This is a genomic window from Brevundimonas sp. TSRC1-1 (genome assembly GCF_049898245.1).
GTDB classification, from domain to species: Bacteria; Pseudomonadota; Alphaproteobacteria; order Caulobacterales; family Caulobacteraceae; genus Brevundimonas; species Brevundimonas mediterranea_A.
In genome coordinates, this window is the sequence record NZ_JAFCXI010000002.1 from 690,222 (window position 1) to 713,377 (window position 23,156).

The window sequence follows — 23,156 nt, forward strand, 5'->3', positions numbered from 1 at the left end:
GGCCCTCAGTTAATCCCTTCGCGCCTGCGATAAAAGCGCGATCAGCCCGCTTTTCGGATCGGCGTCCAGCGGCCGTAGGTCAGACAGCGCCAGACCCACTCCAGCGGCCCCATGCGGAAGGCCGCCAGCCATAGCGACGACCAGACCAGTTGAACCGCCCAGACGGCCGCCACCAGGCCCCACATGCCGACATAGTCCACCTGGCCGAACAGGCGCGGACCCCAGGGCATGTAGAACAGGCTGGTCATGATCAGGGTCTGGGTCAGATAGTTGGTGAAGGCCATCTGGCCCACCGGCCGCAGGGGCGCCAGCCACGACGCCCCGTGCCGGGTGATCAGAACGATCAGGCTGACATAGGCCAGGGTGATGAAGATCGGGAAGGAGGCGACGACCTCCGACAGGCCGCGCGTCGGGTGGCTCCCCCGGGGCGCCATGACCTCGGCCCATTCCAGAACGCCCAGCAGGGCCAGAACCGCGCCGCCGACCGCGATGACCGCCAGATAGAGCCTCGTCGGCGCCCGGCCGCTGAGGAAACCCGCCTTGAACAGGCCCATGCCCGTCATCATCAGGGCCACGGTCGAAAAGACGAACATGGTCAGACTGGCGCCCTGAAGGAACAGCCAGGCCGTCAGGTTCTGGCCCATGGCCCCGGCCCAGCCGCTGCGATAGGCGGCGATGGCGGCGTTGACGGCGTCGAGCGAATACTGCGGGCCGCCCTCGCTCATGGCGTCGACGACCACCGGCGGGCCGGCGACCATCAGCCAGGCGGCGCCCGCCTGCATGGCGCCCAGCGCCAGGGTCACGGCCAGGCCGATCCCGATGAGCAGCCGGGCGGAGAACGACCGCATCAGCATCACGAACAGGCCGGACCAAGCGTACAGCAGCAGGACGTCGCCGTACCAGAAGGCTAGGCCGTGGATCAGGGCGATGACCGCCAGCCAGAACAGCCGCCGTCGCAGCAGACGCCCGCGCGCCGCATCGCCCCGCTCGTTCCCGACCAGGAAGATCGAGGCGCCGAACAGCATCGAGAACAGGGTGATGAATTTCTGGTGGAAGAAGACATCCACCGCCCAGCGCGCCACGGCGTTGGCGCCGGTCACGGGAAAGGGGCTGAGGTCCGCGTCGCCATAGACCATGAAGGGCAGGCCGAACGAGGCGACATTGACGGCCAATATGCCCAGCACCGCCAGGCCGCGCATGACGTCGAGGCTGATGATCCGCGCGCCCGCCTCGACCGGCGCCAGGACGGCGTCGCCGACCCCGGCGCGGTCATTCCCCTGGTCTTCCATCGACATCGGATTCCCCAATCCCGCAGCCGAAAGGGCCGCCGGCCTCAGCCTCTCGGCATCAAGCCCAGCCGGTCCTTGACCGCCGGCTTGGCCTCGAAGGCGATGAAGGCGGCGCACAGTCCGGCCCACAGGGCGTAGCTGACGCCCACGATCATGGCGATGGGCAGGCCCCCGACGCCGTAGATCAGCAGGGTCGTCTCGGTCGCGCCCAGAGCCTGCATCACGTCGCCGGCCTCGAACCAGCCCGAGATCACCATCCCCAGGGCCACCGCCACCTGCAAGCCCGCCGCGGCCAGTCCGCCGAACAGCATGAACCGCCACACCACGCCCAGGCGTGATCCCGGCCGGCCGCTGTCACGACGCTCGACGATGATGCGCCACAGACCCAAGGGAACCACCACCAGTCCGATCAGCAGCACCATGAGACGCCAGTCCAGATCACGGCCGAGCGCGACGGCGTGGGGCGGCCACAGCGGCAGGGTCAGCAGCAGCGGCGGCCAGGCGGCGCCGGCGACGGACGCCAGGATCGGATACAGGGGCGCGGGGCGCGAATGGATCGTCGCCTGCCCCGGCAGGTCGCTGTAGCTCTCGAACCGGCTCATCGCGTCGGCGCCGGCGTGTCGCCGGAATAGTCGTAGAAGCCGCGCCCGCTCTTGCGGCCCAGCCAGCCGGCCTCGACATATTTCACCAGCAGGGGGCAGGGCCGGTATTTGCTGTCGGCCAGGCCGTCGTACAGCACGTTCATGATGGCCAGGACCACGTCCAGCCCCATGAAGTCCGCCAGCTCCAGCGGCCCCATCGGATGATTGGCGCCCAGGCGCAGGGCCTTGTCGATGGAGGCGACATTGCCGACCCCTTCGTACAGGGCGAAGATCGCCTCGTTCATCATCGGCACCAGGATGCGGTTGACGATGAAGGCCGGGAAGTCCTCGGCGTCGGTGGTGGTCTTGCCCAGGCTCTCGGCGAAGGCGACGGCGGCCGAATGGGTCTCGGCCGAGGTGGCGATGCCGCGCACGATCTCGACCAGTTTCATCACCGGCGCCGGCTTCATGAAGTGCAGGCCGATGAACCGGTCGGGCCGGTCCGAGGCCGAGGCCAGGCGGGTGATCGAAATGGAGGAGGTGTTGGAGGCCAGCAGGGTGTGCGGCCCCAGGTGGGGCGCGACCTGGGCGTAGACGCTCTTCTTGACCGTCTCGTCCTCCAGCGCGGCCTCGATCACCAGGTCGGCGCCGGTCACGGCGTCGGCGATGACCTCGGTGACGGTGATGCGGGCCAGGGCGGCGTCGGCGTCGGCCTGGCCGATCAGGCCGCGCGCGACATGGCGCGACAGGCTGGCGGCGATCTCGCCCTGAGCCAGCGGCAGTCGGGCGGCGGCCACGTCATAAAGCCGGACCGAATAACCGCCCAGGGCCACCGCGTGGGCGATGCCTGCGCCCATCTGTCCGGCGCCCAGGACGGCGACTGTGGTGATCGTGCTCATGAACCGTGGTCTATAATGGTCGGGCGGGCACCTTTAGGAAGGTGGCGGCGTGGCGCAAGGGTGGAATCGTCCCTGCACATGAGAATCCTGCGCACCGTGTCCGCCCGGACCGACGCCCGGCCTCAGCCCAGAAGCCCGATCAGGGCGGGGGCGGCGGCGCGGTTGAACAGGACGCTGGCGAACTGAAGCAGCAGGATCACCACGATGGGCGAGATGTCGATTCCGCCCAGGTTCGGGATGATGCGGCGGAACGGCTCCAGCAGGGGCGCGGTGATCCGGTCCAGGAAGGTGCCGACCGAATAGACGAAACGGTTGCGGTAGTTGATCACGTCGAACGCGACCAGCCAGCTCAGGATCGCCTGGGCGATGATGAACCAGATCATCAGACTGATGACGGCGTTGACCAGCCAGACGATGGCGAAACCCATGGACGCTTCTCCTGCTTGAGCGAGCGGCGCTTTTAGCCTGTCCCGCCCCCTTCCGACAACGCCCCTCGCGACCCTGCTTCGATTGCGCGCACAAGCCCGTTGACACCACGCCCGCCCGCCTTCTATGTCCCGGCCTCGCCTGGAGGCCCGATCCAGCACTGGAAACGGGGCCGTAGCTCAGTTGGTAGAGCGCGTCGTTCGCAATGACGAGGTCAGGGGTTCGACTCCCCTCGGCTCCACCAGGCGTTATCCTTCAATGACTTGGGCTTTGGGGCTGCGGCTTAAGGCTGCCGGGTTTCGCGCACCATGGACAGGTCGTAGCCCAGTTCTCGGGTCCGGCGCAGGATGGCGTCGCGGACGTCGCGAGACGGGTGGGGCGTGCGGCTCAGAAGCCAAAGATAGCGGCCCGAAGGCTCACCTACGATAGACCAAGAATAGTCTTCAGCGCGGGCGAGCACCCAATAGTCGCCCACGTAGAAGGGACCGAAGAACGAGACCTTCAGCTTGGCGTTCCGGCTTCCCTCGACGATCTTGGCCTTGCCCTCGACGGTCTTCTCCTCGCCGGTCAGGCCGCCCTGGCGGCATGAGTTCAGTATCCCCACAAGGCCGTCGTCCCGCACGGCGTATCGTGCGGTGACGCCCTCGCAGTCGCGCTCGAACCCGTTCTCGTAGCGGCCGATCTCGTACCAGAGACCGGCGTAGCGGTTCAGGTCGACGGCCTGGGCGGGTTGGGGAACGGCGGTGTTGCCGACAGGACCGCGCTGGAAGGTGGCGCAGGCGGTCAGGGCGACGGCGGCGCCCGCCAGAGCAAGGATTGGAAGAGTGCGTCTAAGGGACATGGCGATACAAACGGAACGACACCCCCCGCGGTTCCTGGGAGAGATGGCGACCCCTCGGTCTCCCTACTTCAACACCGCATACCCGCGCTCCACCATCCGGCGCAGGGCCTCGTAGACTTCGGCGAGTTCGTCGAAGGCGGTGCGGGCGGCGGTCAGGCGGGCGACCTGGTCGGCGGTGACCGGCGAGCCCGAGTGGGCCAGGCGCAGGGCCTCGGCGCCCCATTTGGCGCGGGCGCCGGCGGTCAGGACGGCCAGTTTCTGCAGGGAGGCGGCGTCCAGCCCGGTCAGGGCCTGGCCGATCAGCTCCTTGTTGGCGACATAGGCGGCGTAGTCGATCTGCTCCAGCTGGCCGCGCAGGCGGCGCTGCTCGTGCGGATCGGTGTCCTGCGGCTCGAAATGGTCGCTGTGGCGACGCACGCTCGAGGTTATTTTGGTCGACATGGGCCGGCCCTCCACGGCCGATCCAGACGGTTGCTGGCGGCCACATGAAGACGAAGGTGCGCTGCGTCGGTTAACGCCGCGTTGCGCTGACGCTACGGAAACCCGATATCCGCCGCCTGAGCCAAAGCATGGAGCCGACATGGACCTGAAACTCACGCGCAAACGCGCCCTGATCTGCGGCGGTTCGTCCGGCCTGGGCCGGGCCGTGGCCACGGCCCTGGTGGCCGAAGGCGCCCATGTGGCCCTGTTGTCGCGCGACGCGGCCAGGCTTCAGGCCGTGGCCGACGAACTGAACGCCATGGGCCCGGGCAAGGCGGCCGTGGTCACGGCCGATCTGGCCGATCACGAGGCCCTGATGAGGGCCGCCGACCTGGCCGAGGAGCTGCTGGGCGGCCATATCGAGATCCTGCTGAACAACACCGGGGGGCCGCCGCCGTCGGGCGTGTCGGGGCTGGAGCCCTCGGTCTGGCGTGATCATTTCGAATCCATGGTGCTGTCGGTCTTCCGCCTGACCGACCGGGTTCTGCCGCGCATGCGGGCCGCCGGCTGGGGCCGGATCCTGAACGTCGCCTCGATCACCGTGGTCGAGCCGTCGGCCGCCCTGGGGGTGTCCAACACCCTGCGGGCTTCGGTCGCCGCCTGGGCCAAGACCCTGGCCAACGAGGTCGGGCCGGACGGGGTCACGGTCAACACCCTGCTGCCGGGCCGGATCGACACCCCGCGCATCGCCCGCCTGGACCAGGCGACGGCCGAACGCACCGGCGTGACGCCGCAGGAGGCCCGCGCCGAATCCGTGAAATCCATCCCCGTCGGCCGGATCGGCGCGACCGAGGAGTTCGGCGCCACCGCCGCCTTCCTGGCCAGCCCCCTGGCCGCCTATGTCACCGGCTCGCTGATCCGGCTGGACGGTGGCGCGGTGAGGGCGATCTAGCGGATCAGACGCTAGGCGCGCGGATGGGCCGCCGCATAGGCGTTCAGCAGGCGTTCGGCGTCGACGCCGGTGTATTTCTGGGTCGTCGAGAGACTGGCGTGGCCCAGCAGTTCCTGGATCGACCGCAGGTCGGCGCCGGCGCCCAGCAGATGGGTCGCGAAACTGTGGCGCAGGGCGTGGGGGGTGGTGCGTTCAGGCAGGCCCAGCCGGCCGCGCAGCCGCTGGACCGACGCCTGGACGTGGCGCGGGCTGAGCGGACCGCCGCGCCGGGCGCGGAACAGGGCGTCGGACGGCTGAAGCGGAAAGGGCTGGAGCGCCAGATAGGCGTCCACCGCCGCGCGGACCGCCGGCAGGACCGGGACGATCCGGGTCTTGGATCCCTTGCCGAGAACACGCAGGGTTTCGCCCAGCGGGGCGTCGGCCCGGGTCAGGGACAGGCCCTCGGAAATCCGCAGGCCGCAGCCGTAGAGCAGGGTCAGGACGGCGCGGTCGCGCGCGGCCTCCCAGGGTTCGGCGTCCGGGTCGGCGTCGGGTTCGGCCAACAGGCCGCGCGCCTGATCCTCCGTCACGGGCCGGGGCAGGGACGGCTTGATCCGGGGGCCGCGCACCAGGGCCAGCTGGGGGGCGGGCGTGTCCAGCCGCCGGTCGAGAAAGGCGTGAAAGCCGCGAATGGCCGACAGGCTCTGGCTGAGGGACCGGGCCGCCAGGGGATGATCGCCTGATCGGCGCTCCGCCATATGGGCGCGAACCTCGGCGGCGGTGACGGTTCCCAGGCCTTTCAGCGACAGGGCCTCGCCGCGATGGCGTTCGAGGAAGGCGACATACAGCCGACCGATATGGCCGTAGGCCTCGAGGGTGCGCGGCGACAGCCGCCGCTCGTGCGCCAGATGCTCGAGCCAGGCGAGGAGGGCGTCGGCGGCGGTCAGTTCAACACCGGCCATCGCTCGGCCATCCGCTCCACCACCCGGGCCAGGAAGGCGGCCAGTTCGCAGCCCATGGTCGGGGTGAAACCCGCTTCTTCGGGCGAGCCGAAGGCGCACAGGCAGGACCGGGGCGGTTCGCCCGGCGTCAGATGCGGGGCCATGCGGATCAGGGCGACCGACTTCACCTGATCGGCGGCCGCGCCGAACAGGTCCAGCCCCTCGAACATCGGGCCCAGCCAGGTCAGGCCGTGTTCGCCCAACAGATTGTCCACCGCGCCGGTCTCCAGCGCACGCCAGCCGAAGGGCACGCCGCCCGGCTTTTCCATGGCGATGGCGGCGCCGGCCAGGCCGAACCGGCCCTGGGCCGCCGCATCCAGACGGCGGGCCAGATCGGAATGATTGCGCGCCTCCATCAGGTCCAGGGCGGCGACATGGGTCTGGGTCTGGGCCGCGAAATTGGCGCGGGCGATGGTCTCGACCTCACGCCGGGCGCCGGCCTCACGCTCGACCACCGCTTCGAGCCGCGTCAGGGCGGCGGCGCCGAACTCGACCACATTGCGGCCGTGCGGACGCAGGCCGATCTCTTCCAGCAGGGAGCGATCGTCCAGCAGGGTCTGGGGATGGGTCTGAAGCCAGCCGCGCACCTCGGGCCAATGCAGGCCGTCGCCCAGATGGGGGACGGCCTCCGCCTCGGCGGTTTCGAAAAGGTCCAATGAGCCGCTCAAACAGACCTCTCCGTGACGCGCGATTTACAGAATGGACTGACCGGTCTTGGCCCAGTCCGCCACGAAGGCATCAAGACCTCTGTCGGTTAACGGGTGCTTTACCAGAGCCTTGAATGTGTCGGCGCCGAAGGTGGCGGCGTCCGAACCGGCCACGGCGGCGGCGGCCACATGGGCGACGTTGCGCAGCGAGGCGGCCAGGATCTGGGTCTCGAAACCGTGCACGTCATACAGGACGCGGATTTCCTCCAGCAGGGCGATGCCGTCGGCGCCATTGTCTTCCAGCCGGCCGACGAAGGGCGAAACGAAGGTGGCGCCGGCCTTGGCGGCCAGCAGGGCCTGGGCGGCCGAGAAGCACAGGGTGACGTTGGTCTTGATCCCCTTGTCGGTGAAGACGCGGCAGGCGCGCAGGCCGTCCCAGGTCAGGGGCAGTTTCACGACCACGTTCGGGGCGATGGCGGCGAGCTTGTCGCCCTCCTTGACCATGGTCTCGAAATCGAGCGAGACGGCCTCGGCGGAAATCGGCCCCTCGACCAGGGCGCAGATTTCGGCGATGACCTCGGCGATGTTCCGGCCCGACTTGGCGATCAGCGACGGATTGGTGGTGACGCCGTCCACCATGCCGGTGGGGATCATGTCCTTGATGACGGCGACGTCGGCGGTATCGAGAAAGAGTTTCATGAGTTTGGCTTTTAGCGGCGTGGAGATCGAGACGCGAGCCAAATCCTCCCCCGTCGGGGGAGGGGGACCGCGGAGCGGTGGAGGGGGCCTGCCCGCGCGCAGGCGCTCCACGCTCCACACCCCGTCCGCCCTTGCCCCCTCCACCACCCTTCGGGCGGTCCCCCTCCCCCAATGGGGGAGGATCGCATGAACGTCGCCTCGGTCCTCATTCCCCTGCCCGTGCCGGAAGCCTTCGATTACGAGGCGCCCGAAGGCATGACGCTGGCGCGCGGCGATCAGGTCGCCGTGCCGCTGGGGCCACGGCTGATCCGGGGCGTGGTGGCCGAGGTGTTCGAGACCACCGGCTCCAACCGGCGGCTGAAATCGGTCGAGTCGAGACTGGACGACCCTGCGCTACCGGCCGGGGTGATGGACTTCGTCGAATGGGCCGGGCGCTGGACCCTGTCCCCACCGGGCGAGATGGCGGCGACCGCGCTGAAGGGGCTGCGCGCGCCGCGTCCCCGGCCGGAACGCCGGGTGCGGCGGGTCGGCGACCGCCACCCGGCGCGCGCCACCCCGGCCCGGACGGGCGTTCTGGAGGCCCTGGGTGAGCGCGCCATGGCGGGCGCCGATCTGGCGCGCGCCGCCGGGGTGTCGTCGGGCGTGATCAAGGGACTGATCGACGAGGGGGTGCTGGAGATCATCGAGATCGCGGCCGAGGCGGCGTTCGACCGGCCCGACCCCGACCATGCGCCGGCGACCCTGAACGGCGACCAGGCGGCGGCGGCTTCGGCCCTGGCGGCCGGGGTGACGGGCGGTGGTTTCCGGCCCTTCCTGCTGGACGGGGTCACGGGGTCGGGCAAGACCGAGGCCTATCTGGAGGCGATCGCGCGGGTGCTGCGGGCCGATCCGGCGGCGCAGATCCTGATTCTTCTGCCCGAGATCGCCCTGACCCAGGCCCTGATCGAGCGGATCACGGCCCGGTTCGGCGCCGCCCCGGCCGAATGGCATTCCGGCGTCGCCCCGCCGCGCCGCCGTCAGGTGTGGGAGGCGGTGGTCGCCGGCCGCTGCAACATCGTGGTCGGCGCCCGCTCGGCCCTGTTCCTGCCCTTCGTCGATCTGCGGCTGATCGTGGTGGACGAGGAGCACGACAGTTCGTTCAAACAGGAAGAAGGTCTGGTCTATCACGGACGGGATCTGGCGGTGGCGCGGGCCCGGATCGAGGGGGCGGCGGTGGTCCTGGCCTCGGCGACGCCGTCGCTGGAGACCCTGTGGAACGCCCAGGCCGGGCGTTACGACTGGCTGAAGCTGGGCGCGCGTCACGGGGTGGCGGTGATGCCCGACATCGAACTGCTGGACCTGCGCCAGCACACGCCCGATCCCCAGACCTGGCTGTCGCAACCGCTTCGTCTGGCGGTGGGCGAGACCCTGGCGCGGGGCGAGCAGACGCTGTTGTTCCTGAACCGGCGCGGCTATGCGCCCGTCGTCCTGTGCCGCGTCTGCGGGCACCGGCTGACGGCGCCGGACACCGACAGCTGGCTGGTCGAGCACCGTTACACCGGCCGGCTGGTCTGCCATCTGACCGGCTTCTCCATGGCGCGGCCCAAACTGTGCCCGTCGTGCGGGGCCGAGGACTCGCTGGTCTCGGTCGGTCCCGGCGTCGAACGGGTCGAGGAGGAGGTGCGCCAGCTGTTCCCCGAGGCGCGGACGGCGGTGTTCAGCTCCGACACCGCGCCGGACGCCAAGTCTGCGCGGGCCCTGATCCAGCGGATGACCGACGGCGAGATCGACATCCTGGTCGCGACCCAGGCCGCCGCCAAAGGGCACAACTTCCCGCGCCTGACCCTGGTCGGGGTGGTGGATGCGGATCTGGGCTTGAGGGGCGGCGACCTGCGGGCGGCCGAGCGCACCTATCAGCTCTTGGCCCAGGCGACGGGGCGGGCGGGCCGCGCCGACCGGCCGGGGCGGGCCATTTTGCAGACCTGGACCCCCGAACATCCGGTGCTGATGGCCCTGGCGGCCGGCGACCGGGACGCCTTCGTCGAGGCGGAGATGGCGGAGCGGGAAGCCGCCGCCCTGCCCCCCTTCGGCCGGTTGGCGGCGATCATCCTGTCCAGCGAGAATGCGGCGGCGGTGGAAAAGGTCGCCGCCGACCTGGCCCAGGCCATTCCCAACGCCGAGCGGCTGGAGGTCTATGGCCCCGCCGACGCGCCCCTGGCCCTGGTGCGCGGACGGCGGCGCAAACGGCTGCTGGTGCGGGCCGACCGCGACGTCAATCTTCAGGCCTTCCTGCGGGCCTGGCTGACGCGGGTGAAGGTCCCGGCCTCGGTCCGGCTGACCGTCGACGTCGATCCCTACTCCTTCCTCTGACGGCATGAAGATGGAGGTCCGGCCTCCGGGTCGAACGGGGGCGGACACGGCCCTGCCGGCCGGTTTCCGCCGGACCCGGGCGGGACAGGCGCGGTCCTTGCGGGCCTTCACGGTTCGCAAAGCCCGACGTGCCAAGGTGAGACCATGACCCCCGTCCAGACGCCCGTCGATCTGCGCCCCATCACCGCCCTGCGTTTCGGCGCGGCGATCTGGGTGGCCGTCTATACCTACTGGGAAAACCTGGCCGGCGCCGGGTCGTCCGGCCTTGTCGACAAGGGCTATCTGGGGGTCGAACTGTTCTTCGTCCTGTCCGGCTTCATCCTCAGCCACGTCTATCTTCAGTCGGCCGGCGAGAAGCGGTTTTCGTATCGCGGCTTCCTGTGGGCGCGGGTGGCGCGGGTCTATCCCCTGCATGTGGCGACCCTGGTCGGGGTGGGGTTGCTGGCCGCCGTCGCCCTGGTCGCCGGGATGAGCGTGGACGGCAATGTGCTGTCGTGGGTCTCGCTTCCGGCCAATCTGCTGATGGTCCACGCCTGGGGCCTGGCCCCCGTCGCCGGTTGGAATCATCCGTCCTGGTCGATCTCGGCGGAATGGTTCGCCTATCTGTGCTTCCCCCTGTTCGCCTTCGTCTTCTGGCGCGCGCGTGAGAAGCCGGTAGCGGCCGTGGTCGGTACGGCCGCCTTCTTGACGGTGCTGTATTACGGGTTCGAGCGCGTCGCGGGCTTCCCGTTGACCGAGGCGACCATCCGCTGGGGCGCCTTGCGGATCGTGCCTTGTTTCGCCCTGGGCTGCGCCCTGTACCTGGTTTATCGCAAGGCGCCGCTGAAGGCGCCCTGGACCGCTTCGGCCGTGTCGTTCGGTCTGATGGTGTTGAGCGCGGCGCTCGGCCTATGGGACGGGATCACCGTCCTGCTGGCCGGCGCCCTGATCCTGTCGCTGGCGTCTCTGCCGAACGAGCGGGCCGGATGGCTGGCGTCCAGGCCAGCGGTCTATCTGGGGGAGATCAGCTATTCGGTCTATATGGTCTGCGTGCCTTGGAAACTTCTGGCCGTTAACCTCGCGGCCAAGCTGACCGACGCCCCGGACAAGCAGCTTCAACTTTTCGTGTGGTTGGCGATTCTGGCGCTTTTGCCGGTCGGGGCGGCCCTGTCCTACCACCTGGTGGAACACCCGGCTCGCAAGGCTTTGAGAGGGATGGCGCAAGGACGCAAAACAGCGTCAAGCGACAAACCACAGGACGGCGATACGCCGAAAAGGGTTTTTCAATCCTAATTTCCTATGGTCTAAAAAGACCATCGGCAGTCGGGACGAGACCTCAGCATGATGAAACGGCTCAAAGCCGCCGCGGTTGCGGCGACCCTCGGTTTTTTTGCGCTGGGCGTCACCCCTGTTTCCGCAAAGGCCGATGAGCCGTACTGGCAGTGCGTGACCTTCGCCCGCATGTTCTCGGGCATCAACATCTTCGGCGACGCCTGGACCTGGTGGCGTCAGGCCACCGAGAAGTTCCGCACCGGCGACGCGCCCGAAACGGGTTCGGTCCTGGTCTTCCGTCCCGAAGGCCGGATGAGCCGGGGCCATGTCGCCGTCGTCTCCGATATCCTGACCGACCGGGTCGTGCGCGTGACCCACGCCAACTGGGGCGGCAGCCGCGGCAAGGTCGAGGAAAACGTCACCGTCGTGGACGTCTCGCCGTCCAACGACTGGTCTCAGGTCAAGGTCTGGTACAATCCGATCAACGGCCTGGGCACGACCGTCTATCCGACCTACGGCTTCATCTACAAAGGCGCCCGCGACGCCTTCGACGCCGGCCGTCAGATCGCCTCGAACGCTTCGAGCCAGGGCCAGCACTAGGCCGGCTTGCGCATCCGCCCCCCGCGGGCGATAGCGGCGCATGACCCAATCCAGCGACATCACCTACGCCGGCTATCTGGCGTTGGACGACCTGCTCTCGACCCAGCATCCGCTGTCGGATCAGCATGACGAAATGCTGTTCGTCGTCATCCACCAGACCAAGGAGCTGTGGCTGAAGCAGATCCTGCACGAGACAGCCCTGGCCCAGCAGCTGGTTCGCGCCGGCGACCTGGTCCCGGCCTACAAGAGCTTGGCCCGGGTTTCGCGCATCCAGGCGGTGATGACCCACAGCTGGGACATTCTTTCGACCATGACCCCGTCGGACTATCTGCGGTTCCGGGGTTCGCTGGGCTCCTCCTCGGGCTTTCAGAGCGACCAGTTCCGCCGGTTCGAGGCCATGCTGGGCCTGAAGGACGCCAGCTTCCTGAAGTTCCACGCCGACCGGCCAGAGGCCCTGGCCGCGCTGGAAGCCGCCATCGCGGCCCCCAGCCTGTACGACGACGCCCTGGCCCAGATGGCCCAGGCAGGGCTGCCTATCCCGGCCGAGGTGCTGAACCGCGACGTGACCCAGCCTTATGAGCCGTCCGAAGCGGTGGAGGCGGCCTGGCTGGAGGTTTATCGCGACACCGAGCGCTGGTGGGCCCTGTATCAACTGGCCGAGAAGCTGGTCGATCTGGACGACGCCCTGCTGACCTGGCGGCACAAGCACGTCGTCACGGTCGAGCGGATCATCGGCCGGCGGCGCGGCACCGGCGGCACCGAGGGGGCGGCCTATCTGGCCTCGACCCTGACCAAGCGCTGCTTCCCGGAACTGTGGTCCCTGCGCACCAAACTTTGATGTCGCGGGGCGGCAACCAAGGCCTCGCCCAGCCATTCCGCCGTTCGACCGCAATCGCGGAGGAACGGAAGACATGACCAATCCCAACGCCCACGACATCAAGGTTCTGAACAGCCTGATCGAGACGACCCTGGACAGCGCCGACGGCTATGGCGAAGCCGCCGTGGAATCCCGCGATCCCGATTACACCAGCCTGTTCGAGCGCCGCAGCATCGAACGCCAGCAGGTGGCGGACGACCTGTCCGAGGCCGTGCGGGGCCTGGGGGGCGACCCGGAATCCAAGGGCTCGATCCTGGCCAAGGCCCACCGCGCCTTTCTCGACGTCAAACACGCCCTGCTGCGCAACGACGACACGGTCGTCGGCTCCATCGACAGCGGCGAAGGCTTTATCGCCGCCAAGTTCGAAAGGGCGCTGGAAGACGCCAGCATTTCGGCCACGACCCGCGAGACCATCCGTCGGGCCTACGCCTTGGTGAAGGCCGATCATGACGAGGTTCACGACCTGAATCGCAGCCTGGAAGGCCAGAGGGACGCGTCCAATCCCCTGTACCCGCAGTAGGGTCAGTCGCCGCGCATGAAAAAGGCCCCGGCGCTGTCGCCGGGGCCTTCGTCATTTCAGCACGATCCGCGCTCAAGCCGCGCGCGACAATGTCAAATCAGGCTTCGTCGCCCTTGGCGGCCGAACCGGTTTCCGGAACCACGACGCCCTTGGCGGGACGGACGGTCTGGCGTTCGGCGATCCGGGCCGACTTGCCGCGACGATCGCGCAGATAATAGAGCTTGGCGCGACGCACGACGCCGCGGCGCTTCACTTCGATCGACTCGATGTTCGGCGACAGAATGGGGAATTTGCGCTCGACGCCTTCGCCGAACGAGATCTTGCGGACGGTGAAGGTCTCGCTGATGCCGCCGCCGTCACGGGCGATGCAGACGCCTTCGAAGGCCTGGACGCGCTCGCGCTCGCCTTCCTTGATCTTCACATTGACGCGCAGGGTGTCGCCGGGCTGGAAGACCGGGATGGTGCGTTCGCCCAGGACGCGGGCTTTTTCTTCGGCGTCCAGCTGTTGAACGATGTTCATGTCATTTCTCCTCGAGCTTTGCGCTCTTTGCCTGTGATTTGGCGAGATGCGCTTCCCAGAGGTCTGGTCGTCGCTCCCGCGTGGTCTCTTCCCGCTGCGCCTCGCGCCATTTGGCGACCTTCTTGTGGTCGCCCGACAGCAGCACCTCGGGTATCTCCAGCCCCTCGAACGTCCGCGGTCGCGTGTACTGCGGGTGTTCCAGAAGCCCATCCTCGAAGCTTTCGGACGACAGGCTGTCTGCCGCGCCGAGCACGCCGGGGATCAGTCTTACGCACGCCTCGATCACGACCATGGCCGCCGCCTCGCCGCCGGCGAGCACCGCGTCTCCGACCGAGACCTCCTCGAACCCGCGTGCGTCCAGCACCCGCTGATCCACCCCCTCGAAACGGCCGCACAGCACGACGATCCCGTCTGCTTTCGCCCATTCCTTGACGCGCGCCTGGGTCAGGGGTTGACCCCGGGCGCTCATGTACAAAAGCGGCCGTTTCGGTCCCGGCAGGCTATCCACCGCCCGGGCCACCACGTCCGCCTTAAGCACAGCTCCCGGGCCGCCACCCGCAGGGGTGTCGTCCAGGAAGCCGCGCGTATCTGTGGAAAAGGCGCGAATGTCAACCGTATCCAGGCTCCACAAGCCTTTCTCGCGCCAGGCCGTGCCGATCAGCGACACGCCGAGCGGGCCGGGAAAGGCCTCGGGAAACATGGTCAGGACGGTTGCTGTGAAGGGCATGGCGGCGGCTCATACACATAAAGTCGGAAAAATCCGACTCCAGACCTTTCCCTCCCCGCTCCGGGGAGGGTGACCGAGCGAAGCGAGGTCGGGTGGGGGCGGCAAAGCGCCGTCCTCAGCAATTTTTCCGACATCATTCAAGTGCGTCCCTGCCGGGCCGCTCCCACCCGGTCGCTCCGCGACCCCCCTCCCCCGAGGGGGAGGGAGAAAGGCGTGTCTAGGCCATCGGCGCCCCGCCGCCCGCCGCGATCCAGCCGTCGACCTGGTCTTCCAGAACGTCCAGCGGCACCGAGCCGGAGCCCAGGACCACGGCGTGGAAGTCCTTGATGTCGAACCGGTCGCCCAGCGCCGCCTTGGCGCGGTCGCGCAGTTCCTCGATCTTCAGCTCGCCGATCTTGTAGCTGGTCGCCTGGCCGGGATTGGTGATGTAGCGCTCGACCTCTTTTTCGATGTCGCGTTCGGACAGCAGGGAGTTCTGACGGAAATAGTCCATCGCCTGCTCCCGGCTCCAGCGTTTGGCGTGCAGGCCCGTGTCGGTCACCAGCCGCACGGCCCGCCACAGCTCGGTCGAGAGCCGGCCGAAATCGGAATAGGGGTCCTGATAGAAGCCCATCTCCTTGCCCAGCTGCTCGGCATACAGTCCCCAGCCCTCGGCATAGGCGCCGTAGCCGCCGAAGCGGCGGAAGCGCGGCAGGCCCTCAATTTCCTGGGCGTAGGCGATCTGGAAATGGTGCCCTGGGGCGCCCTCATGATAGCTGATGCCCTCGATCTGGGGCTTCAGCACCTGGGTCATGTCCGACAGGTTGACGTAATAGATGCCCGGCCGCGACCCGTCCGGCGCCGGCGAGTTGTAGAAGGCGATCGAGGCCGTGGCTTCGCGGAACGGTTCGACCGCCCGCACCTCCAGCGCCGCCTTGGGCAGGGTCGAGAACCATTGGGGCGCCGCCGCCATCACCTGGGCGATGAAGCCGCGCGCGTCTGTCAGATACTGTTCCTTGCCTTCCGGCGTGTTCGGATACTGGAAGCGCGGATCGGTCTTCAGGAAGACGAAGAAGTCCTGCAGCGTGCCGGTGAAGCCGACCTGGGTCTTGATGGTCTCCATCTCGGCCTGGATGCGGGCGACCTCGTCCAGGCCGATCTGGTGGATCTGGTCGGCGGTCAGGTCGGTCGTCGTCGAGAGCTGGAGCCGGGCGTTGTAATAGGCCTCACCCTGCGGCAGGCGCCATACGCCGGCGTCGCTGTCGGCCAGAGGCTGAACCTCGGCCAGGGCCGCCAGCACGGTGTCGAACCCGGCCTTGTAGGGGCCGGTCAGGGCGGCGCGTCCCTCGGACAGCAACCGGTCCTTGGTCGCCTGGTCGGCCTCCAGCGCCGCGACCTTCTTGTTGAAGTCGGCCCAGACCGGATTGTCCGGCCCATCGTCGAACGGGGCGCCGGAGATGACGTTGCGGGTATTGGCGATGGAGGGCTCGAACACGAAACGGGGCGACACCACGCCGGCCGCCGCGCGCTGACGCAGTTCGTCGGCGACCTGGCTCATCTGGACCTGGGCGGCGCGCAGCCGGGCGACATAGGCCTCGGCGTCGGCGACGCTGGAGACGCGGTGATTGTTGATCAGGAAGACGGGCAGACTGGTGGTCGGATTGCCATTGGCGGCGAACTGAAAGCCCCAGTCGCGCCACTGGTTCGATAGTCGGGCCTGTTGGACGCCGTATTCGAACATCCGCCACGACAGCCGCGCCTGAGGCCCCAGTGTCTCGGGATCAAACTCGGTCTTCATCCGGGCCAGCTGGCTTTCGGACAGGGCCAGGGCGCGGTCGGCGGCGGCGTCCGAGACGTCGTCCAGCCTGTCATAGTCGGTCTTGATGCCCAGCGACGTCATCTGTTGCGGGCTGAGGGCGATGCGGGCCTGGAAAGCCTCTTCGAAGAAGGCGTTCAACCGCGCGTCCTCGCTCTGGGCCTGGGCCGACGGCGCGGCGGTCGGCGCCACGTTTGGCGTCTGGGCCAGGGCCGGAACGCCGGACAGCACCGCCAGGCCGGCGACGGACGAGATCAGAAGACGACGCATGGACAACCCCTCGAAGAACAGGCGTCCACCTTCGGGGCGTCGCCCGTCCGAAGCAAGCGTGTCAGCACGGCAGCGTCACGACGATCCAACAGGGATCGGTCAAAATCGCGATATGGCGCCGCTTGATGCAACCTATGCCCAGGCGCGGCGTTGGGGGACAGCTTGACCATAACATCCGGGTTTTCACCATGCGCAAGATCATCGCCCTCTCCATCGTCGCCGCCGCCCTGGCCGTGTCGGCCTGCAACACCATCTCGGGCGTCGGCCGCGACGTCTCCGCAGCCGGTTCGGCGGTCAGCCAGGGTGCCGAAAACGCCAAGCACTAGGACCGGCCAACACTGGAACGAAGGAGGCCCGCCGGCGTCCGGCGGGCCTTTTCTTGGGCGTCGTCAGGACGGCTGCCCCTCCGTCGCCGCGATGGCGGCGTCCTCTTCGACCCCGCTCTGCTGGCGCGCTTGAAGCGCGGTCTGTTTGGCGGCCACGACGAAGGCCAGGACGATGGCGAAGACGCCGATGACGGTCGAATAGAGGAAGAACACCACATAGCCGACCCCCAGGGCGGCCGGCGTCACACCGCTGGTCGCGGCGCCTGCGGCCAGCGAGCCCTCAGGAAGACGGGCGAACAGCGGGCGCAAAACCGCGAATGGACCGGTTCCCTCCGCCGCTCGGGCCGAGGCCTCGACGATACGCCCGGACTGAGAGGCGATCAGCTTGCCCGGCAGGGCGTATAGCGAACTGAAAAGAGCGTACTGGGTGGCGGTGAAGCCGATCGACGTCAGGCTGGACATATAGGCGATCAGGGCCGTGCCGGCGTAGCCCGTGGCGCTGTTGTCCACCCCGATGGCGAAGGTCAGGGCCGGCAGACTGGGGCCCTGGGTCGCCAGCCAGGCGAAGACCAGGTTGGACAGCGGGCTCATGAATGCGCCGATCACCATGGTGCGGATCAGGCCTAGCCGCGCCACCGACCAACCGCCGATAAAGACGCCCAGGGTGGTCATGACGACCCCGAAGACCTTTCGAACTTCCGCCAGTTCCGTCTTGGTGAAGCCCAGGTCCAGATAGAAGGGGTTCATGATGTTCAGCACGAAATCGGCCAGGCGATAGACGCAGATCAGCGCCAGGATCAGCGTCGCCACTCCCGAAAACCGCTTGTAGAAGTCCGCCAGAGGTTCGCCGAAGGACCCGGCCAGATAGGCGCCCGGGCGGGTTCTCAAGCCGGGAATAGGCCAGCAGGCCAGAACCAGAAGCGCCAAGCCCGAGAAAACCGACAGGACCTGGAGATAGACGCCGCCCGGCCGGGCCGCCCAGGCGTCGGCGATGGCGGCCTGACCATCCGTTCCAAGGCCGAACAGACCCAGCAGACCATTCAGAGGGCCTGCCTGCGCCGTCAGGCCCGAGCCGACGACCATGGCGGCGGCGGCGATCAGGATCAGGCGGGCGATCCATTCCAGCACCTCCCACCTCGGCCGTGAGGGGGTGTCGCCCACCGGAATGGGTCGGATCGAATGAGCCTTTTCGCGCGGGGCGAACAGGACGCCGGCGACGCCGAAACCCATCAGGGCGGCCATCACCGCATAGGAGACATTCCAGTTGTAGAGATCGGCCAGGACCAGGGGCACGGCCCCGGCCACGATCATGGCGACGCGGTAGCCCATCTGATAGGCGGCGGCCATGGCACCGTGGCGACTGTCATCCGCCGCCTCGATCCGCCAGGCGTCAATGACGATGTCCTGAGTGGCGCCGAAGAAGCCGACCAGGGTGGCGAACAGGGCCACGGCCAGCAGGGCGTTCGACGGATCGAGACCGGAAATCGACCACAGACCGAAAACGATGACGGCCTGGGTCAGCAGCATCCAGGAGCGCCGATGGCCCAGAAGGGGCGTCAGGATCGGCACCGCCGTGCGATCAATCAGCGGCGCCCAGACGAATTTCAGCGAATAGGACAGGGTCGCCAGGGCGAAGAATCCGATCACCTCCAGCGTCTGGCCGCTCTCGCGCAGCCAGGCCGACAGGGTGTCGAAGATCAGCAGATTGGGCAGGCCGGCCGAAAAGCCCAGCAACAGCATGATGAAGACGCGCCGTTCGCCATAGACGGCCAGACCACCGAAACGGCCGGCGGGCGTCGCCTTGCCGGATGCGGCGGCGGGGGTGGCTTGATCGGTCATGCACGGCTCCGGCGGCGGCCGGAATCGCGGGCGCCTGTAACTCAGCCGACCTTGGCGCGGATGTCGCGTTTCGTCCAGCGGGCCAGGGCGGCGCGCAGGGCCTCGGCGTCCAGCGGCTTGACGAGATGGTCGTTCATTCCGGCCTCCAGGCACAGGCGCCGGTCCTCGGCGAAGGCGTTGGCGGTCAGGGCCAGTATGGGAGTGGCGTCGCCCGCAGCGCGGATGGCGCGGGCGGCGGCGGGACCGTCCATGCCCGGCATCCGCATGTCCATGAAGACCAGGTCATAGCGGGCGCGCGCCAGGGCGGCGACGGCCTCATGGCCCGTGGCGGCGGTCTCGACGGTGCAGCCTTCGCGCCGCAGCAGGGTGCGGGCCAGAAGGGCGCCGACCGGATTGTCCTCGGCCAGCAGCACGCGGACGCCGGCGAACCGGGCGGGGACCACGCGGTCGTCTTCAGGCGCGGAGACGGCGGTCGGGGCGGCGGGGTCCGCGCCCACGGCGGCCAGAACCCGTTCGGCCAGGGAGGCCCGGCGCAGGGGCTTGATCAGATAGCCGTGGAAGCCGGCGGCCCGATAGCGGGGAATCAGGTCCCGTTCGGACGGCTTCAGCAGCACGACGCCCCGCCCTGCGGGCGGAAGAGGCGCCAGGTCGCCGGCGGGGGCGCCCGCATGGTCGACCAGGGTCACCGGGGCCTTGGCGGCGACCCGGCCTCCGGACGCCTTGATCTGATCGGCGGCGGCGGCGTGGACGAAGGAATCGGGCGAGTCGATGCAAACCGTCTGGCCGTGCAGCGGGGTGTCGCGCGGGCCGGCGACGGGCAGGAACCCGGCCTCGAAGCGGAAACGGGCTCCGCCGCGAGCATCGGCGTCGGCGCCGTGCGGTGGATCCTCGACCCGAGCCGTCCCCCCCATCGCCGTCGCCAGTTTGCGCACCACCGCCAGGCCCAGGCCCGCGCCGTCATGGCGCACGGCGTCGGAGGAATCGGCGTGGCCGAACTCCTCGAAGATGCGGGCGCGGGCTTCGGCCGGCACGCCGGGGCCGGTGTCGTCGATGATGAAGGCCAGACGGACGCGCCCGTCGTCCATGTCGGTGGGATCCGGGGTGACGCGTTCGACCGACAGACGCACGCCGCCGGTCTCGGTGAACTTGACCGCATTGCCGGCCAGATTGAACAGCACCTGTCGCAGCCGGCCCTCGTCGGCCAGGATGTCGGGGGCGTCGGCGGCGACCGACCAGACGATCTCCAGCCCCTTGTCGTGGGCGCGCGGGCTCAGCAGTTCGGCGACGCCGCGCACCAGGCCTTCCAGATCGACCGGCGCCAGGTCGAACTCCAGCGACCCCGCCTCCAGCCGGGCGTAGTCCAGCAGGTCATTGACCAGGCCCAGCAGATGTTCGGCCGACTGGCGCGCATTCTCGGCATAGGCGCGCTGGGCGCCGTCCAGCCGCGTGCGCTGCAGCAGATTGATCATGCCCAGCACGCCGTTCAGCGGCGTGCGCATCTCGTGGCTCATCAGCCGCAGGAACTGCTGGGCCGGATCCACGGCCTGCGTCGCCTGGGTCTCGATCCGTTTCGTCGCCGCCCGTCGCGCCATCATCGTCTCCGTAGACCGGCAATATAGGGGCGGCGGGTTAAGGATTGTCCCTCTCACGAATAGAGGAAGGGCGCCTGTTCCGCCGTCGCTTCCCGGATCTCGGACCCCTCGCCCCGCTGGGCCTGGCGTCGGTCGAAGTCGGCCTCGGCCCCCACGGTGGTGCGGCGATAGATCAGGGCCTCGGCGATGTGGCGCCGCAGCACGCCGGTGCAGCCGTCCAGGTCGGCGATGGTGCGGGCCAGGCGCAGGGTGCGGGTCCAGCCCCGTGCGGTCAGCCCCCCGGCCTCGCCCGCCCGCATCAGCAGCATCCGGCCCGCCTCGTCAGGCGTGGCGAACCGATCCAGAGTGTCGCCCGAGGCGCGGGCGTTCAGCCCCTGGGCCGGATCCAGCCCCGCGTCGCGCACCCGGTCCTCCTGCATGGCGCGGGCGGCGGCGACGCGGGCCCTGGCCTCGGCCGTCCCCTCGGCCGGCGGGGGCAGGGTCATGTCGGCGGCGGTGACGGGCGGGGTCTCCACCGTCAGGTCGATGCGGTCGAACATGGGGCCGGAGATGCGGTTCTGGTAGTCGCGCTGGCAGCGGGGAGCCTTGCCGCAGGCGCCGCGCCCGGCCCCGCCCATGCCGCACCGACAGGGGTTCATCGCCGCCACCAGCTGGAACCGAGCCGGATAGCGGATATGGGCGTTGGCGCGGGCCACCACGATCTCGCCCGTCTCCAGCGGTGCGCGCAGGGAATCCAGGGCCTGGGCGCTGTATTCCGGCAGTTCGTCGAGGAACAGGATTCCGTTGTGCGCCAACGAAGCCTCGCCCGGTTTGGCGCGGAGACCTCCGCCCGTCAGGGCCGCCATCGAGGCTGAATGGTGCGGGCTTCTGAAGGGCCGATCCCGGGTCAGGGCGCCGCGCTCGATCAGGCCGGCGACCGACCAGACCATCGAGGTCTCCAGCAGTTCCTGCGAGGTCAGGGGCGGCAACAGGCCCGGCAGGCGTTGCGCCATCATCGACTTGCCCGATCCCGGCGGGCCGACGAACAGCAGATTGTGCCCTCCCGCCGCGGCGATCTCCAGCGCCCGCTTGGCCCCCTCCTGGCCCTTGACCTCGCGCAGGTCGGGCGCGACGCCGCCGGTCGCCAGCGGGCCGGGCTCCGGCGCGCGCAGGACCTGGGTTCCCTTGAAATGATTGACCAGGGCGATCAGAGAGCGGGGCGCCAGGATGCGGGCGCCGCCGGCCCAGGCCGCCTCCGGCCCCGTGGCCTCGGGACAGATCAGCCCCAGCCCCATGGCGTCGGCGGCCACGGCGGCCGGCAGGGCGCCGCCGACCCGCGCGATCTGGCCGTCCAGCCCCAGTTCGCCGATGGCCGCCCAGCCGTCCAGGGCGTCCGGCGCGATCACCCCCATGGCCGCCATCAGGGCCAGGGCCAGCGGCAGGTCGAAATGACTGCCCTCCTTGGGCAGGTCGGCGGGGGCCAGATTGGCGATGATCCGTTTGGCCGGAAGCGCCAGTCCGATGCCCGCAAAGGCCCCCCGCACCCGTTCGCGGCTTTCGGCCACCGCCTTGTCCGGCAGGCCGACGATGTTGAACACCGTCTGCTGATCCTGGCCGACCAGCTGGACCTCGACGTCCACGCGCCGGGCCTCGACCCCGTCGAAGGCGACCGTGACAACCCGCGCGACCATGACGTCCTCTCCCACCCGGAGAAGGAACGAACCATGAACTGAAATCTAATTCAAGTGGCGATCACGCAACCTGTGCGGCGCACTTCTTCTCGATCACGTCCCACATCAGGGCGGTGGCGTCGACGCCGGTGAAGGTCTTCAGCTGCTGGGCGCCGGTGGGGGAGGTGACGTTGATCTCGGTCAGATAGTCGCCGATCACGTCGATGCCGACGAATATCAGGCCACGTTCCCTCAGCGTCGGGCCGATGGCGGCGCAGATCTCCAGGTCGCGCGGCGTCAGCTCGACCGGCATGGCCGTGCCGCCGACGTGCAGGTTGGAGCGGACGGCGCCGGCCGCCGGGACACGGTTGATGGCCCCCACCGGCTCGCCGTCGATCAGCAGGATGCGCTTGTCGCCCTTGGACACGGCGGGGATGAATTTCTGGATCACCAGCGGATCGCGGCTGCCCACGGCGTGGATCTCGATCAGGGCGTCCAGATTAGGGTCGTCGGCGCGCAGCTTGACCACGCCCGAGCCCCCGTTGCCGTGCAGCGGCTTCAGCACCACCTCGCCATGCTGCTCGTGGAAGGCGTTCAGGGCGACGGGATCGGCCGAGATCAGGGTCGGCGGCTGAAGTCCGGGGAAGGCGGTGACCAGCAGCTTCTCGGGCGCCGAACGCACCTGGGCCGGGTCGTTGACCACCAGGGTCTTCGGATGGACCGTCTCCAGCAGATAGGTGGCGGTGACATAGGCCATGTCGAACGGCGGGTCCTGGCGCATCAGGATGACGTCCACGTCCTCGGCCAGGTCCAGCTTCACCCAGTCGCCGAAGTCGACGTGGTTGCCGACCTCACGTCGCACGGTGATCGGCCGGGCGCGGCAATAGAGGCGGCCCTCCTCCAGAGCCAGGGTGCGGAAATCATAGACCCACAGCTGGTGCCCGCGCGCCTGGGCCGTCTCGGCCATCAGGAAGCTGGTGTCCCCGGCGATGTCGACGGCCTCGATCGGGTCCATTTGGATGGCGATTTTCAACATCGGTAGGCCTTCTCTATGTAGCGGGTTTACGGGATGAGAACGCCGGAACACCGGTGAAACCCCCATCCGCT

23 protein-coding genes and 1 tRNA gene are annotated in these 23,156 nt (G+C 68.8%); 8 read left to right on the forward strand and 16 right to left on the reverse strand.

Annotated features, from left to right (window positions below; genetic code table 11):
* Positions 1-41: 41 nt before the first annotated feature.
* From ACP7CK_RS09345 to ACP7CK_RS09360, 4 genes are all read right to left on the reverse strand, one after another.
* Entirely contained in the window at positions 42-1,295 is a 1,254-nt protein-coding gene (locus tag ACP7CK_RS09345; RefSeq protein WP_426025826.1) for a DUF418 domain-containing protein, read from the reverse strand.
* A gap of 38 nt (positions 1,296-1,333) precedes the next feature.
* On the reverse strand, positions 1,334-1,891 hold the full coding sequence (locus ACP7CK_RS09350; RefSeq protein WP_154725830.1) for a phthalate transporter: 558 nt from the start codon (positions 1,889-1,891) through the stop codon (positions 1,334-1,336).
* A complete protein-coding gene (locus tag ACP7CK_RS09355) occupies positions 1,888-2,769 on the reverse strand; it encodes a 3-hydroxybutyryl-CoA dehydrogenase (RefSeq protein ID WP_292148417.1) in 882 nt (293 codons plus the stop codon). The genes ACP7CK_RS09350 and ACP7CK_RS09355 overlap by 4 nt, the downstream gene beginning before the upstream one ends.
* Before the next feature lie 122 nt (positions 2,770-2,891).
* Positions 2,892-3,197, reverse strand: coding sequence for a YggT family protein (locus ACP7CK_RS09360; protein WP_008262663.1), 306 nt, complete (start codon positions 3,195-3,197; stop codon positions 2,892-2,894).
* A 166-nt stretch (positions 3,198-3,363) separates the two neighbouring features.
* On the opposite strand from ACP7CK_RS09360, the gene ACP7CK_RS09365 reads away from it, so the two are divergent.
* Positions 3,364-3,439: transfer RNA gene (locus tag ACP7CK_RS09365), tRNA-Ala, on the forward strand.
* 39 nt (positions 3,440-3,478) lie between these two features.
* Here ACP7CK_RS09365 and ACP7CK_RS09370 read toward each other — a convergent pair.
* Positions 3,479-4,036 (reverse strand): lipocalin family protein, encoded by a 558-nt coding sequence (locus tag ACP7CK_RS09370; protein WP_008259211.1) that lies wholly within the window; start codon positions 4,034-4,036, stop codon positions 3,479-3,481.
* Positions 4,037-4,099: 63 nt separating this feature from the next.
* Entirely contained in the window at positions 4,100-4,477 is a 378-nt protein-coding gene (locus ACP7CK_RS09375; RefSeq protein WP_035309283.1) for a hypothetical protein, read from the reverse strand.
* Between the two features lie 139 nt (positions 4,478-4,616).
* Here ACP7CK_RS09375 and ACP7CK_RS09380 point away from each other — a divergent pair, with 139 nt between their 5' ends.
* Positions 4,617-5,408, forward strand: a complete 792-nt coding sequence (locus ACP7CK_RS09380; protein WP_008261776.1) for an SDR family oxidoreductase — start codon at positions 4,617-4,619, stop codon at positions 5,406-5,408.
* 11 nt (positions 5,409-5,419) lie between these two features.
* On the opposite strand, the gene ACP7CK_RS09385 is transcribed toward ACP7CK_RS09380, so the two are convergent.
* Genes ACP7CK_RS09385 through fsa form a run of 3 tightly spaced genes read right to left on the reverse strand, consistent with a single transcriptional unit; the run spans position 5,420 to position 7,734 of the window.
* On the reverse strand, positions 5,420-6,349 hold the full coding sequence (locus ACP7CK_RS09385) for a tyrosine recombinase XerC (RefSeq protein WP_292148420.1): 930 nt from the start codon (positions 6,347-6,349) through the stop codon (positions 5,420-5,422).
* Complete coding sequence (locus ACP7CK_RS09390) at positions 6,331-7,044, reverse strand: DUF484 family protein (protein WP_426025827.1); 714 nt, start codon at positions 7,042-7,044, stop codon at positions 6,331-6,333. Before ACP7CK_RS09390 ends, ACP7CK_RS09385 begins: the two co-directional genes overlap by 19 nt.
* 36 nt (positions 7,045-7,080) lie before the next feature.
* Positions 7,081-7,734: a fructose-6-phosphate aldolase gene (gene fsa, locus ACP7CK_RS09395; protein ID WP_287927566.1), complete on the reverse strand. Its 654-nt coding sequence runs from the start codon at positions 7,732-7,734 to the stop codon at positions 7,081-7,083.
* A gap of 186 nt (positions 7,735-7,920) precedes the next feature.
* Between fsa and ACP7CK_RS09400 the strand changes: the two genes are divergently transcribed.
* The 5 genes from ACP7CK_RS09400 (at position 7,921) to ACP7CK_RS09420 (ending at position 13,331) form a co-directional block, all read left to right on the forward strand.
* On the forward strand, positions 7,921-10,083 hold the full coding sequence (locus tag ACP7CK_RS09400; RefSeq protein WP_426025828.1) for a primosomal protein N': 2,163 nt from the start codon (positions 7,921-7,923) through the stop codon (positions 10,081-10,083).
* 144 nt (positions 10,084-10,227) lie between these two features.
* Entirely contained in the window at positions 10,228-11,355 is a 1,128-nt protein-coding gene (locus ACP7CK_RS09405; protein WP_426025829.1) for an acyltransferase family protein, read from the forward strand.
* Positions 11,356-11,403: 48 nt separating this feature from the next.
* Positions 11,404-11,934, forward strand: a complete 531-nt coding sequence (locus tag ACP7CK_RS09410) for a CHAP domain-containing protein (protein WP_008259345.1) — start codon at positions 11,404-11,406, stop codon at positions 11,932-11,934.
* 40 nt (positions 11,935-11,974) lie between these two features.
* Positions 11,975-12,772 carry a tryptophan 2,3-dioxygenase gene (locus tag ACP7CK_RS09415; RefSeq protein WP_154726717.1) on the forward strand — a complete coding sequence of 266 codons (798 nt, stop codon included), beginning with the start codon at positions 11,975-11,977 and terminating at the stop codon, positions 12,770-12,772.
* Between the two features lie 73 nt (positions 12,773-12,845).
* On the forward strand, positions 12,846-13,331 hold the full coding sequence (locus ACP7CK_RS09420; RefSeq protein ID WP_008261194.1) for a PA2169 family four-helix-bundle protein: 486 nt from the start codon (positions 12,846-12,848) through the stop codon (positions 13,329-13,331).
* Between the two features lie 97 nt (positions 13,332-13,428).
* Here the strand turns inward: ACP7CK_RS09420 and rplS are convergent, their stop codons facing one another.
* The 3 genes from rplS to ACP7CK_RS09435 all read right to left on the reverse strand — a co-directional run bounded on the left by rplS (position 13,429) and on the right by ACP7CK_RS09435 (position 16,643).
* Complete coding sequence (rplS, locus tag ACP7CK_RS09425; RefSeq protein ID WP_008262119.1) at positions 13,429-13,851, reverse strand: 50S ribosomal protein L19; 423 nt, start codon at positions 13,849-13,851, stop codon at positions 13,429-13,431.
* 1 nt (position 13,852) lies between these two features.
* Positions 13,853-14,578 carry a tRNA (guanosine(37)-N1)-methyltransferase TrmD gene (gene trmD, locus ACP7CK_RS09430; protein ID WP_426025830.1) on the reverse strand — a complete coding sequence of 242 codons (726 nt, stop codon included), beginning with the start codon at positions 14,576-14,578 and terminating at the stop codon, positions 13,853-13,855.
* Positions 14,579-14,795: 217 nt separating this feature from the next.
* Positions 14,796-16,643 (reverse strand): DUF885 domain-containing protein, encoded by a 1,848-nt coding sequence (locus ACP7CK_RS09435; RefSeq protein WP_426025831.1) that lies wholly within the window; start codon positions 16,641-16,643, stop codon positions 14,796-14,798.
* 188 nt (positions 16,644-16,831) lie between these two features.
* Here ACP7CK_RS09435 and ACP7CK_RS09440 point away from each other — a divergent pair, with 188 nt between their 5' ends.
* The gene (locus tag ACP7CK_RS09440) at positions 16,832-16,969 is read left to right on the forward strand and encodes an entericidin A/B family lipoprotein (protein ID WP_008261150.1); all 138 of its coding nucleotides are present in this window, start codon (positions 16,832-16,834) and stop codon (positions 16,967-16,969) included.
* 63 nt (positions 16,970-17,032) lie between these two features.
* Here ACP7CK_RS09440 and ACP7CK_RS09445 read toward each other — a convergent pair whose 3' ends face one another.
* The 4 genes from ACP7CK_RS09445 to gshB all read right to left on the reverse strand — a co-directional run bounded on the left by ACP7CK_RS09445 (position 17,033) and on the right by gshB (position 23,085).
* Entirely contained in the window at positions 17,033-18,808 is a 1,776-nt protein-coding gene (locus ACP7CK_RS09445) for an AmpG family muropeptide MFS transporter (RefSeq protein WP_426025832.1), read from the reverse strand.
* Between the two features lie 41 nt (positions 18,809-18,849).
* On the reverse strand, positions 18,850-20,403 hold the full coding sequence (locus tag ACP7CK_RS09450) for a response regulator (RefSeq protein WP_426025833.1): 1,554 nt from the start codon (positions 20,401-20,403) through the stop codon (positions 18,850-18,852).
* A gap of 50 nt (positions 20,404-20,453) precedes the next feature.
* A complete protein-coding gene (locus ACP7CK_RS09455; RefSeq protein WP_426025834.1) occupies positions 20,454-22,070 on the reverse strand; it encodes a YifB family Mg chelatase-like AAA ATPase in 1,617 nt (538 codons plus the stop codon).
* A gap of 61 nt (positions 22,071-22,131) precedes the next feature.
* The gene (gshB, locus tag ACP7CK_RS09460) at positions 22,132-23,085 is read right to left on the reverse strand and encodes a glutathione synthase (RefSeq protein ID WP_426025835.1); all 954 of its coding nucleotides are present in this window, start codon (positions 23,083-23,085) and stop codon (positions 22,132-22,134) included.
* Positions 23,086-23,156: the final 71 nt, after the last annotated feature.